This window comes from Mycolicibacterium parafortuitum, from assembly GCF_002086815.1.
Lineage (GTDB): Bacteria > Actinomycetota > Actinomycetes > Mycobacteriales > Mycobacteriaceae > Mycobacterium > Mycobacterium parafortuitum.
On record NZ_MVID01000016.1, the window covers coordinates 58660 to 76347 of the forward strand.

General features: G+C 68.0%; 17 protein-coding genes. 2 read left to right on the top strand and 15 right to left on the bottom strand.

Annotated elements, in window-relative coordinates; translation table 11 throughout:
- Nucleotides 1-5: 5 nt before the first annotated feature.
- The 9 genes from BST38_RS17340 to BST38_RS17375 form a co-directional block, all read right to left on the bottom strand.
- Entirely contained in the window at nt 6-1064 is a 1059-nt protein-coding gene (locus tag BST38_RS17340; RefSeq protein ID WP_083144592.1) for an NAD(P)H-dependent amine dehydrogenase family protein, read from the bottom strand.
- A gap of 93 nt (nt 1065-1157) precedes the next feature.
- Nucleotides 1158-2375 (bottom strand): cytochrome P450, encoded by a 1218-nt coding sequence (locus BST38_RS17345; protein ID WP_083144593.1) that lies wholly within the window; start codon nt 2373-2375, stop codon nt 1158-1160.
- Nucleotides 2372-2791 carry a hypothetical protein gene (locus BST38_RS17350; protein WP_083144595.1) on the bottom strand — a complete coding sequence of 140 codons (420 nt, stop codon included), beginning with the start codon at nt 2789-2791 and terminating at the stop codon, nt 2372-2374. The genes BST38_RS17345 and BST38_RS17350 overlap by 4 nt, the downstream gene beginning before the upstream one ends.
- 13 nt (nt 2792-2804) lie before the next feature.
- Nucleotides 2805-3539, bottom strand: a complete 735-nt coding sequence (locus tag BST38_RS17355) for a hypothetical protein (protein ID WP_420872553.1) — start codon at nt 3537-3539, stop codon at nt 2805-2807.
- Nucleotides 3536-3667 carry a hypothetical protein gene (locus BST38_RS29785; protein WP_272818853.1) on the bottom strand — a complete coding sequence of 44 codons (132 nt, stop codon included), beginning with the start codon at nt 3665-3667 and terminating at the stop codon, nt 3536-3538. Before BST38_RS29785 ends, BST38_RS17355 begins: the two co-directional genes overlap by 4 nt.
- Nucleotides 3668-3682: 15 nt before the next feature.
- The gene (locus BST38_RS17360; RefSeq protein ID WP_083144597.1) at nt 3683-4486 is read right to left on the bottom strand and encodes a CbbQ/NirQ/NorQ/GpvN family protein; all 804 of its coding nucleotides are present in this window, start codon (nt 4484-4486) and stop codon (nt 3683-3685) included.
- On the bottom strand, nt 4483-6015 hold the full coding sequence (locus BST38_RS17365; RefSeq protein ID WP_083144598.1) for a nitric oxide reductase activation protein NorD: 1533 nt from the start codon (nt 6013-6015) through the stop codon (nt 4483-4485). The genes BST38_RS17360 and BST38_RS17365 overlap by 4 nt, the downstream gene beginning before the upstream one ends.
- A gap of 153 nt (nt 6016-6168) precedes the next feature.
- Nucleotides 6169-6771, bottom strand: coding sequence for a TetR/AcrR family transcriptional regulator (locus BST38_RS17370; RefSeq protein ID WP_083144676.1), 603 nt, complete (start codon nt 6769-6771; stop codon nt 6169-6171).
- 56 nt (nt 6772-6827) lie between these two features.
- Entirely contained in the window at nt 6828-7559 is a 732-nt protein-coding gene (locus tag BST38_RS17375) for a hypothetical protein (RefSeq protein WP_083144600.1), read from the bottom strand.
- Between the two features lie 203 nt (nt 7560-7762).
- Here BST38_RS17375 and BST38_RS17380 point away from each other — a divergent pair, with 203 nt between their 5' ends.
- Both BST38_RS17380 and BST38_RS17385 read left to right on the top strand, forming a co-directional pair.
- Nucleotides 7763-8551, top strand: a complete 789-nt coding sequence (locus tag BST38_RS17380; protein WP_083144602.1) for an SDR family NAD(P)-dependent oxidoreductase — start codon at nt 7763-7765, stop codon at nt 8549-8551.
- Between the two features lie 16 nt (nt 8552-8567).
- Nucleotides 8568-9641: an NAD(P)H-dependent amine dehydrogenase family protein gene (locus BST38_RS17385; RefSeq protein WP_083144604.1), complete on the top strand. Its 1074-nt coding sequence runs from the start codon at nt 8568-8570 to the stop codon at nt 9639-9641.
- A 10-nt stretch (nt 9642-9651) separates the two neighbouring features.
- Here BST38_RS17385 and BST38_RS17390 read toward each other — a convergent pair whose 3' ends face one another.
- Genes BST38_RS17390 through BST38_RS17415 form a run of 6 tightly spaced genes read right to left on the bottom strand, consistent with a single transcriptional unit; the run spans nt 9652 to nt 17568 of the window.
- A complete protein-coding gene (locus BST38_RS17390; RefSeq protein ID WP_083144606.1) occupies nt 9652-11421 on the bottom strand; it encodes a bifunctional diguanylate cyclase/phosphodiesterase in 1770 nt (589 codons plus the stop codon).
- A gap of 47 nt (nt 11422-11468) precedes the next feature.
- On the bottom strand, nt 11469-12938 hold the full coding sequence (locus BST38_RS17395) for an acyl-CoA synthetase (RefSeq protein ID WP_083144607.1): 1470 nt from the start codon (nt 12936-12938) through the stop codon (nt 11469-11471).
- Entirely contained in the window at nt 12938-13729 is a 792-nt protein-coding gene (locus tag BST38_RS17400; RefSeq protein ID WP_083144609.1) for an SDR family NAD(P)-dependent oxidoreductase, read from the bottom strand. The genes BST38_RS17395 and BST38_RS17400 overlap by 1 nt, the downstream gene beginning before the upstream one ends.
- Before the next feature lies 1 nt (nt 13730).
- A complete protein-coding gene (locus BST38_RS17405; protein ID WP_083144611.1) occupies nt 13731-15242 on the bottom strand; it encodes an AMP-binding protein in 1512 nt (503 codons plus the stop codon).
- The gene (locus tag BST38_RS17410) at nt 15239-15982 is read right to left on the bottom strand and encodes a GntR family transcriptional regulator (RefSeq protein ID WP_083144612.1); all 744 of its coding nucleotides are present in this window, start codon (nt 15980-15982) and stop codon (nt 15239-15241) included. Before BST38_RS17410 ends, BST38_RS17405 begins: the two co-directional genes overlap by 4 nt.
- Complete coding sequence (locus BST38_RS17415; protein ID WP_083144614.1) at nt 15979-17568, bottom strand: SMP-30/gluconolactonase/LRE family protein; 1590 nt, start codon at nt 17566-17568, stop codon at nt 15979-15981. The genes BST38_RS17410 and BST38_RS17415 overlap by 4 nt, the downstream gene beginning before the upstream one ends.
- Nucleotides 17569-17688 lie beyond the last annotated feature (120 nt).

Below are 17688 nucleotides of genomic sequence, written 5' to 3' on the forward strand. Positions count from 1 at the left end.
GGCGGTCACGGGCGGACCAGTCCGCGGGGCCGGATCAGGCCGAGGTCCAGGTGGGTCAGCCAGCCCGGCGGCCCGTCGCAGACATCGGGGATGGCGTTGACGGCTCCCATCGCGGTCCAGTCGTATCCGGGGTGGGTCATGGCGCCGTCGGGTTGGCGCACCCCTTTGAGCGTCAGCTCGGTCGGCGGGTCACCGTCGATGACGATCTCGTAGCGCGTCTCGCCCCAATCCCACGCGGGTTCCAGCAGATCGGGGCCGGCGGTGACGTAGATGGCGTGGAAGACGATCAGCGGCTTACCCTCCACCCACGCGGTCCACTCGTGGCGTTGCGCGGCGACCGTCCCTTTCGGGATCACCCCGTCGGGGTGCGGGATGTCGGCCGCGGCGGTCGCCACGTCGATGTCGGCGGCGGTCACCTCGTCGATGGTCACGCCGAGCCCGTCGGCGATCATGTGCATGGACTGGGCGAAGAACGGAACTCCGAGGCCCAGGATGGTGGGCTCGGATAGGAACTTGACCTTGTCCTTGCCGAATCCCATCCAGTCGATGTGGTCCATCGGCGCATCCTTGAGCACGTCGACGACCTCGTAGACGTTGATGGTGTCGACGCGGCTCATCACTCGGGTCAGGGTCAGCGGCAGCAGGTCACCGGCGTAGCCGGGGTGGATGCCGCCGCCGTGGAACGAGGTGGCGCCTTCGTCGCACGCCGCGCGGATCTGCTCGGCAGAGTTCCGGAAATCGTTGCTGGGGTGGAAGAATCCCGCCGTCGTGACGACGTTCTTGCCGGACCGCAGCAGCCGGCACACCGTGTCGACATCCATGATGACCGGGGTGTAGAAGACACAGTCGGCGTCCGTCGCGACCATCGCGTCGACGTCGTCGGTGGCGGTGACGCCGGTCGGGCCGATTCCGGCGATCTCACCGGCGTCCTTGCCGACTTTGTCCTTGCTGTGCACCAGCACGCCTGCCAGCTCGAACACCGGTGAGGCCGCGAAGTGCCGGATGCCGACCTGCCCGACGTCACCGGTCATCCACTGGATCACCCGGTAGGTCCTGTCTGACATACGTGTTCTCCTAGCGCTTTCCGGTGCTCAGCACACCGCGGGGCAACAGCAGGGGGAGGTCGTCGTACGCGGTGACGGTGAGCCCGCGATAGCTCATCGCGACCGATCGGAAGCGGTGAACACGACCGGCACCGAACGGAATCCGCGGGTCACCGAGTTGCCGTGGAACTTCGCCGTCCGGTCCGGCGCGAGGGTGAAGTCGGGCATCCGGGCCAGCACGCGTTCCAGGCCGAGCTGGAACTCCAGCCGCGCCAGGTTGGAGCCCAGGCACCTGTGTACTCCGGCGCCGAAGCCGAGGTGACGGTTGTCGCGGCGGTCGAGGACGCAGCGGTCGGCGTCGGGGAATTGCCGCTCGTCACGGTTGGCGGAGGCGTAATTCACGATCACCTGCTCACCAGGGCGGAACGGGCAGCCGCTGACCTCGACGTCCTTGGCCACGGTGCGCGGGATTCCGTGGATGGAACCGGCGAAGCGGATGAACTCCTCGACCGCGCGGGGGAGCAGCTCGGGGTCTTCGATCAGCCGGTCCCGCTCGGCCGGGTGGGTGGCCAGATAGTGGTATGCGAACGACATCGCGCTGGCAGTGGTTTCGAGACCGGCTTGCACCAGCAGCATCGCGTTGGACACCACGTCAGCGAAAGCCAGCTTCTCACCATCGATCTCGGCGGCCAGAAGCACGTCGATCATGTCGTCGCGAGGCGGCTGGTCCAGCCGCGCGGTCACCGCGTCGTGCAGATGCTGATACAGCCCGCCCCAGGCGGCCATCCGGTCCTGCTCGGTGGTTCCGTTGAGCGCGGTGTCGGTGAGCTCGACGCACAGCGGCACATCCTCGACGGGCATACCGAGCAGATACTTGAAGAACACGATTCCCGGCTGCCGCCAGGCCACCTCGGCCAGGTCACCGGCGCCGGATTCGATGAAATCGTCGATCAGCCGGTCGGTTTCGGCGGCGATCTCGGGGCGCAGCGCCTTCATCCGGGCGGGGGAGAAGTACGGGTTGAGCACCTTGCGGAACTTCTGCTGCCGCGGTGGGTCCAGGGTGATCACCAGATCGCCGGTGAGCCGCTCGGCGCCCTCCGGGGTCGGGTTGCTGGAGAAGTGTTCCCAATCCTGCAGGATCTGCACACATTCGGCGTAACGCACCGCCACCCACGCCCCGTCGGGGTCCGGGCTCAGAAAAGGTTCCTCCGTGCGCGCGAATGCGCCGTTGTCCCGCATGACCGCGTACACGTCGTACAGGAAGTCGTTATCGTTGAAATCGACGTGCCGCAGATCCCAGTTCTCGGCGTGCCGTTCGAGTGCCTCGGTCATGACGTTCCGTCCTGCGCGGCCTCCCGCGCCTCACGTTCCTGATGGATTTGCACGAGTTCCCGGAACCCGATCCGGTTGTATTGCGGCACAGGCTGAATGCCCCATTCATCCTGGGCGGTGTCCTTGCCCTCGGCGCCTTCCGGCGGGCCGAATGCCGGGTACGGCACCTGGCATTCCAGGGTGTCGTCCGAGTAGCGCACCTTGAGCAGCTCGCTGCAGATCTCGGTGAGGCTCAAGGTCGGGTAGCCGTAGTAGACCGCCATGAACGGCAGCGTGAACGCGCCCTCGATGACGAGCGCGACCAGGCAGACCAGCACCGCCCGCTTGATCCACTTGTGCATCCGGGCGTAGTACGGCGTGGTGCCCGGGGGCAGGTCTTCGGCCCTCTCTTCGGTGTTCTCCACAGAAGTCGTCACAGTCGGAACTCCTTTAATCCGAGAAGATCTCGCGATTGACGGTGTGCAGGTACGGGATGGCCAGGAACGGCGTGATGTAGAAGATGTCGTAGAGCCACCAACCGATGACCGGGAACACGACGCCGGCGTAGCGGACGTCGGCGTACATCGTCATGTTGAACACGTACAGGCACCAGATGAGCACGCCCATCCAGCAGGTGATGATCATCCACTGGTGGCCCCACCGTTTCATCTGCAGGAACCCGATCGCCGCGGCGCAGCGCATCGCGAAGACGGTCAGGATCATGCCGAACACCATCGACTTCTCACCCGGTGCGGCGGCGCCGCCGATCCACGCCTCGTTGTAGTGCCAGAAGTAACCCGCGTCGAACATCGCGCCCCAACCGACCATCAACACCCGGTTGATCAGCGTGTGGTTGGCGACCAGATCCAGTGCCCAACCGAGGCTGTTGAGCATCCCGTCGATGAGCACCAGATACCCGATGAGCGTGACGATCATCGGCCGCACCGACAGCCCGGCCCGCAGCGCCTGGCGCTGCAGCCACACCCCGCGCATGAAGATCGGAAGCCCGATCAGTCCGGGCGCCCACATGCCCATCAGCGCGGCACCGGCGATCATCCACTTGTCGGCGCGGCGCTGGGCCTGGCGCGACTCCTCGTGGTGCTCTTCGAGGTTCACCGACCCGCTGACCGGAACCGACGCGGTGACCTTCGCCGCTGTCTTGCGGTTGCGCAGCGGGATGTTCACAGATCCCACCAGCCGCGGGTGAATGACATATACAGCTGGATCAAGAACATCGTCAGGAGGTATCCGTAGATCACGACCTGCAGGATGATCAGCGCCTTCTTGCGGTTCTTTTCCTTCTGATCGACCATCTCGTCGGTTCCTTCCTAACGGTTTGGGCTCTGGCTGTCGGCACCGGCGAGGCCGGCGGCCGCCACCTCGCGCAGGCCTTCGGAGATCGCACCGTCGCTGGACAGCGGTGCGAGTACGCAGGCTTGTGCCGCGTCGAGTTCCGATGCGCCGGCGGCGATCAGATGTGCGGCGGTGACGAGGACGCGGGTCGAGGGCGGTTCGTAGTGGAACGCTTCGTCGGCGGTGCGGATCGCGGTGGCACACCGGACCAGCCGCTCGGCGGCAGCCGGGTCGATACCGGCTTCGGCGACGATCACCTCCGCCTCACGGTCCGCGCGCAGATAGTCCATCGGCAGCGTCACGAACCGCTGCCGGAACGACGGTTTGAGCTCCTTGAGCGAGCTGCGGTAGGCGGGGTTGTAGGAGCACACCAGCATGAAGTTCTCCGGCGCCTGGACCACTTCGCCGGCACGGTCGAGGTAGAGCGTGCGCCGGTGATCGGTCAGCGAGTGCAGCACCGCCAGCGAGTCGTGGCGCGCCTCGACGACCTCGTCGAGATAGCAGATCGCGCCGGCCTTCACCGCCCTGGTCAAAGGTCCGTCGGTCCACACCACGTCCCCGCCGGTGACGATGAACCGCCCGACGAGGTCGGAGCTGGTCAGATCGTCGTGGCAGGAGATGGTCACCACGGGCCGGGCGAGCAGCAGCCCCATGTGTTCGACCAGGCGAGTCTTGCCGCATCCGGTCGGCCCGGTCAGCATGACCGGCAGCCGCTGCCGGTAGGCCTGTTCGAAGAGTTGCACCTCGTTGCCGTTGGCGAGGTATGTCTGCTCGGTCATGCTGCCACCAGCTCCTTGTGCACGTGGGCGAGGACCCGCGGCAGGTCCTCGATGCGGCGGATCCGCTGAGATCGCTTGGGGCCGAACACTTCGGGTAGCGGGTCGACACGCACCGGGCCGATCCCGACGTAGTACATCGACACCCCGGCGTCGCGGGCCTCCTCGACGGCGTGCGCGGCGTCGGCCCACGCGTAGCGGCCCTCGTAGCCCTCGTCGGAGATCAGTCCATCGCCGATCACGATGAGCAGCCGGCGCTCGGAGGGTTGTGCGAGCAGCCTGCTGGTCAGGTGGCGCAGCGGCGCACCGAGCCGGGTGTAGCCGCCGGTGGCCAGGCCCAGGCTGCCGGGCGGGACGAACCGGCGGTCGGAGAAGTCCTTGAGGCAGGTCACCTCGACCCGGTGGCGGGTGTTGCCGGTGAACACGAAGATGCCGTGGCGTTCCCGCGCGCTGGTCATCGCCCGTGACAGCGCATCGGCGCAGGCGAGCTCCAGCTTGAAGATGGTGCCGCCGTGCACGCCGAGCGACGAGCTGCCGTCGAGCAGCAGCGCCGAGGTGACATCGCGGCTGGCGGGAAGTAGTTCACGGAAGATCCTCGGCTCGACGGCTTCTCCGGCGGTCACGTCGATGTAATGACCGACGTACTGGTCGACGTCGAGGTCGGACCCGTCCTCCAGGCGGTTCTTCATCGCGCGGTGGGTGTCCTTCTCGAACCACCTGCGCACGTCGACGGCGACCGCCGCGGTGTCGCCGGCGCGACCCTCGTGGGTGCGTTCCAGGACGGCGACGTGGTCGGGCATGAAGCTCTCGGTCCACGCGTTCCATTCCGGGTAGGGGATGCCCGGGCGGTGTTCGGGGGTGATGTCGAGGTCGTTGTCCTGCGGCCGGCTGGGCGGGGGCAGGTTCGGGTTGCGGACCCCGCCGTCACCGCCCGCGGGCACGGAATGCGGTTGCGGGACCCGTTTCTGGCTGGTGGTCCACGGAAGGCGGCCGAACGAGCGGCGCAGCTTGTCGGTCAGTCCCTGCGGCACCGTGTACGCCCGCGGCAGACGCCCGATGAGCGGGTCGATCGTCAGGTCCAGGCCGGTGCGCGCCAGCGCGATCGCGCGGTCGAGCATTGTCCTGCCGTCCATGTCCGCGTCGGCGGGCGTGAGATCGGGCAGCACGCGCGCGAACTCGGGAAGCAGACCCGGCCACGTCGTGGCGATCCAGCCGAGCGCGACACCCGCTTCGACGAGGTGCAGTGCGGTGAGCTCCCGCGCGGACAGTTCGTTGAGGCGGTAGTCGGTGACCCTGTCCTTCGACGGTGCGCACTGCAGAGCGATACCGCATGTCAGTGTGCGACGGTTCCAGTGCTGTGCCCGCGCCGGGTATGGGACGTGGACGACGTCGAGCATCGAGCTCAGACCGAACCCGCGCTGCTGCCCGGTGACCAGGTGCGCCCCGGTGCGGCGCTGGCGGCTGAGCGCGACCGCGGTCAGCGCACAGCTGCGCTCGATCGCCATCGCGTGGGCATCGGAGAGTTCGGACATCGGTCTCGGCGCGCTCAGAAGGTGCCGATGTTGGAGAACATCCAGTACCAGAACCAGATGATGAGCCCGGTGCCGCCCCAGGCGGCGACGTAGCGCAGGATCTCCCAGATCCATCCCATCATGTCAGTTCTCCTCGGGCATGCGATATTTCGGTCATCGGGCCTCCAGTCCTCGGCGGGCGGTGGTGATCAGGTTGGCCAGCATCGCGTCTCGGATGTCGCTGCGGGTGACGGTGGTCAGCACTCCGTAGATGCCGAGCAGGAAGAACGCCGCGCTGTAGAACGCGTCGATCTCGGGGTGGACCTCACCGTCGCCGCGGGCCCGCTCGATCTCACCGACCAGCAACACGATCAACGGGTGATCCGACCACTCGTCGCTGCTCGGGCGGGTCGGCGAGAAGTGCAGCGCCAGCAGCTCTTTGAACAGCAGCGGGCCGAACCTCTGCTCCAGCCCGGAGATCAGCACGACCATCTTCGTCAGCGCCGAGGCCAGGTCGTGCGCGGAGCCCAGGTACCGGGCGAACTCGGCGGCCATCCGCGCCTCCTCGCGCTGTTCCAGCTCCAGCAGCACGTGCTCCTTGCTCGGGAAGTGGAAGAAGAACGTGCCGTGCGCGACGCCGGCGGCGGACACGATCGCGCCCACGTCGGCGCCGGTCATACCCGAGGCCTGGAACTCGGCGATCGCGGCGCCGAGAATCCGCTCGCGCGTTTGCAGCCGGCGCAACTCCCGGGCGGTCTGCCGGACCGGCGGGGCCATCATGCGCTCGTCTCGCCGAGTCGCTGAGTCCGGTCAATGGCGCTGGTCATCAGGGATCAGTCCGTGAAGATTTCTCGGTTGACCGAGTGCAGGTACGGGATGGCCAGGAACGGGGTGATGTAGAAGATGTCGTAGAGCCACCACCCGACCACGGGCAGGACGACACCGGCATAGCGCACGTCGGCGTACATCGTCATGTTGAACACGTACAGGCACCAGATCACGATGCCCATCCAGCAGGTGATGATCATCCACTGATGACCCCAGCGCTTCATCTGCAGGAAGCCGATGCCCGCGGCGATGCGCATGGTGAACACGGTCAGGATCATCCCGACCTCCATCGCCTTCTCGCCCGGGCCCGCCGCACCGCCGAGCCACAGCTCGTTGTAGTGCCAGAAGTAGCCGGCGTCGAACATCGCGCCCCAGCCGTTCAACAGGATTCGGGCCAGGATGGTGTGGTTGGCCACCAGGTCCAGCGCCCACCCGACGGTGTTGATCGCGGCGTCGATAATCACCAGATAGCCGATGAGCGTGACCAGCATCGGACGCACCGACAGCCCGTCGCGCTGCGCTTTGCGCAGTAGCCAGACGCCGCGCAGGAACAGCGGTAACCCGAAGATCCCCAGCGCCGCGGTGCCGATCAGCAGGCTGCCGGAGATCAGCCATTTGTCGGCTTGGCGCTGCGCTCGCGCCGAGGCCTCCATGTGCTCGTCGAGTCCGCTCGCCGACGCCCGCGGCGGGGGGCCGGCGCTGCGGCCACGGCCGAGTCGGGCCGTCGGCAGATTCATGGCTGCTGACTATAGTCAGTATCTGAACTCAGTCAATCCCCGTCGCGATACCGGCCAAGTGGACATCAAATCGCATCAAACGCGCTGTTAATGCGCGCGTTTGCGTCTCTTCGCGCGACACATCGGAGCACAGCTGTGCTGAAACTGTTGACTTAGGTCAGGGATAGTCGTTAGATGGGCTCACCTCGACGGGGAGGAACCGGATGGCGCTCGAACAGTTCAAGCTGGACGGACAGGTCGCGATCGTGACCGGCGCGGGTAAGGGCGTCGGGCGCGGGATCGCCCGGGTGCTCGCCGAAGCAGGTGCCACGGTGATCGGCACGGCGAGAACGGAATCCGACATCGTCGCCACCATCGAAGGCATCGAGAAGTCGGGCGGCAATGGTCTCGCGCTCGTCGCCGACGCGGTGAGCAGACCCGACGGCGAACGCGTCGTCGGGACGGCCGTCGACACCTTCGGCCGGATCGACATCCTGGTCAACAACGTCGGCGGGGCCACCTACGCGCGCTTCCTCGACATCACCGACGAGGATTTCCGGCATACGTTCGACTGGTGCGTCACCTCGGCGTTCATCATGAGCCAACTGGCCGCACCGCACATGCTCGACGCCGGGCACGGGTCGATCATCAACATCTCGTCGGGTTCGGCCAGGTTCGGTATCCGGGCACTGACCGCCTACTGCGTGGCCAAGGGTGGCCTGGAGGCGTTGACCCGCGCGATGGCCCAGGAACTGGCGCCGAAGATCCGGGTGAACGCGATCGCGCTCGGTTCCTTCGCGACCGACGGCCTGCAGGGCAGCCTCGACATGATGCCGGGCTCCCTGGAGAAGATGATGGAGTCCACCCCGTTGCACCGGCTCGGCAACGTCGAGGACCTCGGCCGGCTGTGCGTGTACCTGTCCACCCGCGACTGCTATGCCACCAACGCGATCTTCCATGTCGACGGCGGTATCGACTCGAACAACTCGCCGCTGCCCATCCCCGACTACTGAGCGGAACGGTTGTCCTGTGCGAAGAGTGGTTCAATTCTCGACCGGAAATGTCGGGCAGCATTCGCTGCGTGCGGTGATCGGCCGCCCAGACCTCGAACTCGTCGGCGTGCACGCCGCGAGCCCGGACAAGATCGGCAGGGATGCCGCCCAGCTGTGCGGCCTCACCGAGCCGACCGGGGTGATCGCCACCGACGACCTGGACGCGCTGATCGCGCTGCGGCCCGACTGCGTGGTGTACACCGCGCTGGGGGAGACGCGGCCGATGGAGGCCCTGGAGCAGATGTCGCGGATCCTGGCCGCGGGTATCAACATCGTGGGCACGTCGATGGTGTGGCTGGTGACTCCTCGGCAGCTCGACGACTGGCTGCGGGTTCCATTGGAAAAGGCGTGTGCGCAGGGGAATTCGTCGCTGTACGTCAACGGCATCGACCCCGGGTACTCCGGTGACACCGCAGTGCACGCCGCACTGAGCCTGGTGACACGCGCCGAGTCCGTGACGATCAAAGAGGTCTTCGACTACGGCAACTACGACGACGCCGAATACACCGGTGCCGCGATGGGATTCGGAACCGCACCGGATGACGACCTGCCGATGGCGTTCCAGCCCGGGGTCATCGTCGCGATGTTCGGCGGTCTGGTGCGCAACCTCGCCGCCGCGCTCGGGGTCGAACTCGACGACGTGCGGCAGCGGTTCGAGCCGTGGTACACCCCGGAGCGCATCGAATGTGCGATGATGACCGTCGAACCGGGCCGGCTGGCCGGTGTGCGTTTCGCGGCCGAGGGCGTGCGTGGTGACCGGCCCGTGATCACCGTCGAGCACACCACCCGGCTGACCCCGGCGGCGGCGCCGGATTGGGAGTACCCGCCGAACGGGCTGGACGGCGTGCACATGGTGATCGTCGAAGGGGAACCGCGCATCGAGTTGACGACGCATCTGTCGCACCCGGTGCTCGACGTCACCGAGGCGGGGTGTGTCTCGACCGCCGCGCGTGCGGTCAACGCGATCGACTGGGTGTGCGATGCGCCCGCGGGTTTGATTGCGCTGGAGGACATCCCGCCGACCGCGATGATCCGCGGCCTGATGTGGTGAGGGCGTCCGGCTAGAGCCGGGTCCGCAGGATGGTGGCGACGACATCCTCGCGTGACTGTGCTCGGCCGAAGTAATAGCCCTGCGCCATCGGGAAACCCATGCCGCGCAACACCGTGGCCTCGTGCGCGGTTTCGACCCCCTCGACGATGATCGGCAGCGACAGCGCATCTCCGAGCCCGGCGACGGCCTGCAGGAATGGCGGTGCCGAGGTCGACACCGAGCTGATCAACGACGTGAACGAGCCGTCGAGTTTGAGCAGGTCGGTCGGGAGCTTCTGCAGTCTGCTCAACGACGAGTACCCGGTGCCGAGATCGTCGATGGCGATCCGGATGCCGTGGTTGCGCAGGTCGTGCAGCGCCAGGATCGACGCGGGCCGGTCGACGTCGATCACGCTCTCGGTGACCTCGAGGATCAGCTGCCCGGCACGCCAGCCGGTCGCGGCGAGCACGCCGATGACCCGGTCGACGTAGCCCTTCTGCACCAGCTCGAGTCCGGACACGTTGACGCTCAACGACAGCCGCATTTCGGGGGCGTGGCGCTGCATCCACTCGGCGTCCAGGCAGGCGCGGTGTAGCACGTAATGGTCGAGGGCGGCGATCAGGTCGTTGTCCTCGGCGACCCGGATCACCTCGGCGGCGGTGAGGTCGGGATGGAACTCCGGAGACCACCGCAGCAGCGCCTCGACTCCGACGACGGTGTCGCCTTCGCTGAGCCGCACGATCGGCTGGTAGCGCACGTCGATCGTCTCGGCCGCCAGTGCGTCACGCAGCTGCACCGCCAGCGTCGGCAGGTGCGAGGACTCCAGCATCGTGCGGTTGCGCCCGATCGACCTCGCGCGGCGTAGCGCGGTGTTCGCACGCTCGAGCACCGGCGACGCGGTCTCGCCGACATCCCACGCGCTCACCCCGGCGGAGAAATCCTGGGCCGTCGCGGCCCGCAACCGCTGCACGTACGCGACGGCCTCCTGTTCGGAGGTCGCAGGCAGCATCAGCACGAACTCGTCGTCGTCGCGGCGCGCGAGGATCTGTCCGGGATGGAGCAGCCGCTGCCACGGCGCGACGAGCTGATGCATCAGCGTGTCCACGGCCCGGTTGCCGAACTCGTCGTGCACCGCGGCGTAGCTCTCGATGCTGATCACGATCACCGCGGGGCCCGATCCCGCGGCGTGGGCCCTGCTGATCTCGGCGCTGATCAGCCGTTCGAACCCGCGTCGGTTCGGCACGCCGGTGGCGGTGTCTAGTTCACCCTTGGACACACTGCGGCCGAGGACGATGATCAGGATCCCGACCGCGGCCGTGGTCGCCGAGGTCAGCAGACCCGCCCACCACGGCACCCCGTCGGCGGCGTTCAGTGCGCCCATACAGCAGGCGATCGCGATCGTCAGATACACCGCCGCGGTCGGCCACGCGACGAAGAACGCGCCACAGGCGACGAAGACGTACAGGGTCGCGATCGCGACGGCGACGAGCCCGTCGGAGATCGCCACGGAGACGGTGATCTGGATGGTGGCGATGAAGACCAGCAGGTGGAACTGCCACAGTGTGACCCGCGATCCGCGCGCGAGGACCACGATCCCGACGGCGAACGCGAGCGCGGCGTTGACGTAGTGAATGACGGCGGCTTTGCTGTCGGCGGCGGCCAGCGGGGTGATCAGCGCGACGACGACGCCCCCGAAAATCAGGCAGACTCCCGCGGTCCTGGCCCAGAGGGTCGGGGTCGCGATCCCTGGCCACCTCTGAGCGCGCTGTACCGCGGCCCAGACGGCCCGCACCCACCCCACGGCGTCATGGTAACGCGCGAGGCCGCTCCGATCGTGCCGCTTCGGCGCTATTGCAACCGCTCGCGCAGGTCCCGCTTGAGAACTTTGCCGTAGCTGTTCTTCGGCAACTCCTCGACGAACAGATAGCGCTTCGGGCGTTTGAACCGCGCGATGCGCTCCAGCAGGTGCGCGTCCAGTTCGGCGGCCGACACGTCACCGACGACGAACGCGACCACGACCTCACCCCACTCCTCGTCCGGTGCGCCGACGACGCCGGCCTCGACCACGCCGGGATGCTCCAGGAGCACCTCTTCCACCTCGCGCGGATAGATGTTGCTGCCGCCGCTGATCACCACATCCTTCGAGCGGTCCCGCAGCGTCAGGTATCCCTGCGCGTCGAACGAGCCCATGTCGCCGGTGCGCAACCAGCCGTCGGTCAGCGTCGCCTCGGTGGCCGCCGGGTTGCGCCAATACCCCGACATCACCACATCGCCGCGGCACACGATCTCGCCGATCTCGTCGACCCCGGCCACCGACCCGTCCCCGCGCACCACCGCGACCTCGACGCCCGACCGCGCGTAGCCGACCGAACCGAGCACCGCGTCGGACGCGTCGACGTGGTCGTGTCGCCGGAGACCGGTGATCGTCATCGGGGCCTCGCCCTGGCCGTACAGCTGCACGAAGACGGGCCCGAACGCAGCCATCGCCTTCTTCAGGCTGTCGACGTACATCGGTCCGCCGCCGTAGACGATGGTGCGCAGGCCGGCCGGGCAGGACCGCCCGGTCTGCACCAGCCGGGCGACCATCGTCGGGGCCAGGAACGCGCTGCAGCCCGGGTGCCGGCCACACAGGTCGAGGAATTCGTCGGGATCGAACGCGCCGGAGGCAGGCACCACCTGGCGGGCGCCGCGCGAGACATACGGCGGCACATACAGACCCGAGCCATGTGACATCGGAGCCCCGTGGATCAGGCTGCTGCTCTCGTCGGGTGCGTCGAAGTCGGCCAGGTGCGACACCGTCATCGCCATCAGGTTGCGGTGCGACAGCATCGCGCCCTTGGACCGCCCGGTGGTGCCGCTGGTGTAGAACAGCCACGCCAGCGACCCCGGATCGGTGGTGCGGGGGACCGCGGACGGCTCTGCGGCGCAGCGGCTCTGATAGTCCTCGGACCCGATGACCTCGATCGGCGTCGAGGTCACGCCGGTGAGCTGCCCGGCGATCTTCGGTGACGCGAGCACCAGCGCGGCACCGGAATCGTCGAGTATCTGCGCCATCTCGCGGGCGTGCAGTTTGTAGTTCAGCGGGACGAACACGCGCTCGGCGGCCCAGACCGCGAACATCAGCTCGATGATCGCGGGGCTGTTCTCACTGGCGACCGCGATGCGGGCCCCCGGCTCCAGCGCGCGCAACGACCCGGCCAGCCGCAGCACCCGTTCGCGCAACTCCGACCAGGTATGCACCTGCCGCTCACCGTGATACACCGCGCCGCGGTCACCGTGCCGCGACGCCGTCTGCTCGAGCAGCGCGAACAGGTTCATCACGAATCTCCGCGCGCGACCCAGTCGGAGTTCAGTGCGAAGTCCGACAGGTACTTCGTGGTGCTCCAGCCGCCGTCGACGACGATGGTCTGCCCGTTGATGAACTCGCCGCCGTCGGAGCACAGGAACGCCACCGTCGACGCGATGTCCTCGACGCGGCCGAGCCGCTGGTGCGGGGTCATCTCGGTGTTGATCTTGCGGAACCGCTCGTCTTCGAGCCGGGTGGCGACCATCGGGGTCAGCGTCACGCCGGGCGCCACCGCGTTACACCGGATGCCCTGCGCACCGTACTGGCACGCAATGTGATTGGTCAGTGCGGTGAGCCCGCCCTTGGCCGCCGAGTACGCACCGCCGCGCAGTCCGCCGACCACCGCGAACGTCGAGGTCACGTTGATGATCGCCGACCCCGGCTGCATGTGCACGATCACGTCGCGAGCCAGCCGGAACGGCGCCCGCAGCATGATGCCGAGGAAGTGGTCCAGCGTCTCGTCGTCGGTCTCGTGAAGCGGTTTAGGGCTGCCGATCCCGGCGTTGTTGACCAGGAAGTCGATCCGGCCCCACCGCTGCAGCGCCGCGGACACGATCCGTTGCGGTGCGTCGTCGTCGGTCAGATCCACCGACAACGTCGCGATCCGGCCCGGCTCAGGAGCCGCCTTCTCCAGCTCGGCGAGCCGCTCGGCGTCGCGGCCGGTGCCCAGCACCGCCATACCCTGCTCGGCGAGCTTTGTCGCACAACCGAATCCGATACCGCTGCTGGCGCCGGTGACGATCGCTACCTGGGGCGAATGCACTCTAGGACTCCTCGGTCAGCTGGGCCTTGATGACGTGTTTGAGTACCTTGCCCGCGTCGTTCTTCGGCAGCGCGGGCACCACGGTGACCTGCTCGGGCACCTTGAACTTCGCGACACCGCGGGACACCAGGAAATCCTTCAACGCGGCGACGTCCGGTGCGGTGGACCCGGCGGGAACGAGTGCCGCGCAGGCCCGTTCGCCGGTGCGCGGGTCGGAGATGCCGACGACCGCGATCTCGGCGATGTCCGGATGTGTCGCGAGGATGTCCTCCACTTCTTTGGGGGAGATGTTCTCGCCGTTGCGGATGATCAGGTCCTTGGCGCGGCCGGTGACCACGAGGCAGCCGTCCTCGGTCAGTCGGCCGAGGTCTCCGGTGCGGAAATAGCCGGCCTCGTCGAAGGACTCGTGGTTGTCCTCCGGGTGCAGGTAGCCCGTGAACATCTGCGGACCGCGCGCCCGGATCTCACCGTCGACGACCCGGACGTCGGCGATGCCGGGCCGCCCGTCGGTGTCGGCGGCCAGCGCGACGTCGTCGAGGGCGCCGACGGTCGTCACGGGAACCTCGGTGGATCCGTAAACGCGGCTCACCGCGGCCTTGTCGAAAAATTCTGTGGCGCTGCGGATCAGCGACGGCGGCACCGATGCGCCGCCGCAGATGAACACCTTCAGGTCGGGCAGGCCGGTGCCGGCGCGCTGCGCGGCGGCCAACAGCCCGGTCAGGAACGGGGTGGCGCCGGCCATATGAGTGCAGCGGTGCTCAGCCATCAGCGCCACCGCGGCATCGGGATCCCAGCGCTGCATCAGCACGGCCTCGGTACCGAGCAGCAGCGGGCATTCGAACGCGTAGATCGAGCCGCCGATGTGGGCGATCGGTGACGGGACCAGGAAGGTGTCCCCGGCGTCGATGCGCCAATACCTGCCGAGTTGGGCGATCAGGGCGGCCAGTGAATCATGGCTGTGCAGAACACCTTTGGGTCGCCCGGTGGTGCCGGAGGTGTACATGATCATCCGGGTGGCACCAGGATCGAGCACGGGCAGCTCACCGCCTGCGGGTTCGGCCAGCAGCTGAGACAGGGTTGTTCGGCCCGCGACGGCCTGCCCGGCGCCGCCGCGCACCACGACCACCTCGGGCGGCGAATCCAGGCCGGCGACCACACGATCGAGCATCGCGGCGTAGTCGTGTCCGCCGAAGCTCTCCGGGATGAAGATCGCCCGGCTGTGCGCATCGGCGAGGATGAACGACAGCTCGTGGTCGCGCAGCGACGGCAGGATCGGGTTGACCACCATGCCGGCCAGCGTCGCGCCGAGGTAGATCACCGCCGCCTCGTGCCAGTTCGGCACCGTGAACGACACGACGCTGCCGGACGGCATGCGACGCAGCAGCGCGTGTGCGAGACCCGTTGCCGCCGAGAGCAGGCCGGCGCAGGTCAATGCCGCGGTGTCATCGCGGACCAGAACACGGTCCGGGGTGTCGCGTGCGGCGGCGTGCAGCGCGTCGGCCAGCGTGATCACGGGGTATCGCGCACCCGTCGCATCGTCATCGCGTGCCGGAACCGCGACGACGGGTGGGTGTTGACCGTCACCTGGGCGATCTCTCCGTCGGAGGTCGTATATGTGCGCTTCATCCGCAGCGCGGCGGTACCCGGCGAGATCTGCAGGTGCCCGGCGAGTTCGGCGTCGACCACCACCGCCGAGATCTCCTGATGCACCTCGGCGACGCTGACCCCGAACAGATCCTCGATCAGTGGGAAGATCGGTCCGGTGTGCCGCTGCAGGTGACGGCCGACCGCGGCGAAGCTGCGGTTGATGAAGTACTCGGTCCGGCAGAACGGCGCGGTCTCGTCGTCGATGCGGCGGTAGCCGCTGACCGCCAGCCATTCGGCTCCGGCGGGGAGTCCGGTCAGCTCGGCCAGCGTCTCGTCGATGGTGACCATCGATGTGGTCTCGATGGCGAACCGGGCACCCTGAGCGAACGCGAGCAGATCGTCGATCGCGACGACATCCTGCGCGTACGCGTTGGTGCTGGCCCGCGGCACCACCAAGGTGCCGGCCCGGGGGCGGGACGCGACCAGGTTGTCCTCGCGCAGCCGGCGCAGCGCCTCGCGAACGGTGTAGCGGCTCACCGCGAACCGCTCGCAGAGTTCGTGTTCGGTGGGCAGCTGCGAACCCACCGGATACACGCCGTCGACGATCTCCTTGCGCAGGGTGCGCGCCACCTGCAGGTAGCGGTGATCCCCGGCGGTGGTGGTCATCGCCGGGTCACAGCCAGCACGCTGCCGTCACCGTCGGCGGACACGTACAGCGTGCCGTCGGGGCCGGCGGTGACGCCGGCGAACGGTCCCTGCGGACCGGAGAACGGCGGCATCCCCTTCAAGGGTTTCGGCTCGACACCGGGCGGTGGACCGACCGGCAGGCCTGCGGCGATCGTCGTGCGCGCCTTGGTGTTCAGATCGAATTCGACGAGTTCCTTGGCGGCGGCGTCGACGATGTAGAGCCTGCCGTCGTAGACGTGGATGCCCTGCGGGCTGGTCAGGCCGTCCACCACGGTGTCCACCCCGCCCGGGGTCAGCCGCACCACGCGGCCCGCGCCGGACTCGGCGACCAGCGGCGCGCCGTCGGGTGCGATCGCGACACCGACGGGCCCGGCCAGCCCGGCGGCCAGCGTCTCGACCGCACCGCCACGCAGCGCGAGCACCCGGCCGGTACCGAGCTCGGCGAACACGATGGTGCCCTCACGGTCCACGTCGACGCCGTAGAGCTGATCGAAATCCGTGGCCAGGTAGTCGGTTTCGCCGGCCTGCGGGCGGTAGCGGGCCACCTGCCCGCCCGAGGTGGTGACGACGAATTCCCCGCCGCCGACCGCGGTGACCCCGCGCAGGAACCCCGGATAGCCGGGGGAGAACAGCATCCCGACGGTCTGCAGCGCACCGTCGGGGCCGACTGTGTAGAAGTAGGTGCCGTCGGCCACGTGGAGCCGGCCATCGGACATCGTCAGGTCCAGCGGCCAGTTGAGTCCGCCGGGCAGCAGCGTGGACGTCCGGCCGTCCCGGCCGATCTCGGTGATCTCGCCGGTGAAGTTGGACACCAGAAGCCGGCCGTCGACGAACGTCAGGTTGTCCAGCCCCGGGTTCAGTTGTGCGAGGACGGTTTTCTCCCCGTTGCGGGGGTCGATGCGCAGCACCTGGCCGCTGGCCACCTGGGTGGACACGATGGTCCCGTCGGCGTCGAATTTCACCGCGTCGGGCACCCCGAGATCGGCGGCGACCCGTTGTGGCTCACTATGCGTTCCGGGGCGGGGGTCCACCCGCCAGATCTCGTTGGCCGTCATCAGCGGGTAGTACAGCAGGCCGTCCGGTCCGACCTCCATCGCGTTCGGCGACGGCAGGTTCTCCAGCAGGATCCGCGGCGCCCCGCCGTCCAACGGCAGTTCCATCAGCCGGCCGCCGTCTCGGCACTCGCCGACGAACAAGCGGCCCTGGTGCACCGTGATGCCGTTCGCGCACGGCAGGTCGTCGCGCAGCACCCGGGTGCGGCCCGCACTGTCGCGGGCACTGACCCGGCCGTCCATCACCTCGGTCGCGAACAGCGTGCCGTCGTCGCCGAACGCGACGTCGTCGGGGGCGATGATGTCGCCACCCTTGGCGCTGACGGTCTCCACGCGGCCGGACGACGGGTCCAGCGCGCTGATCTGGCTGCCGGTCACCTGCGCGATGTACACCCGCCCGTCGGGTCCGGTGCGCAAGCCGTTGGCCCCGAACAGGCGGCTCGGGGCGGTGACGGGCCGGAGCTCCCAGCCCTCGGCGACGGACGGGGACGGCGCGGCGTACCGGGCGTTCATGGACTCGGACGTTAGCAAGGCGCAATAGTCCAGACAATAGCGGCGCAATAGCGACCGAAGCGCCCTTGACGCTGAGATAACCCCTGCGGAATAGTGTTCTGCAATATGCAGAGTCACATT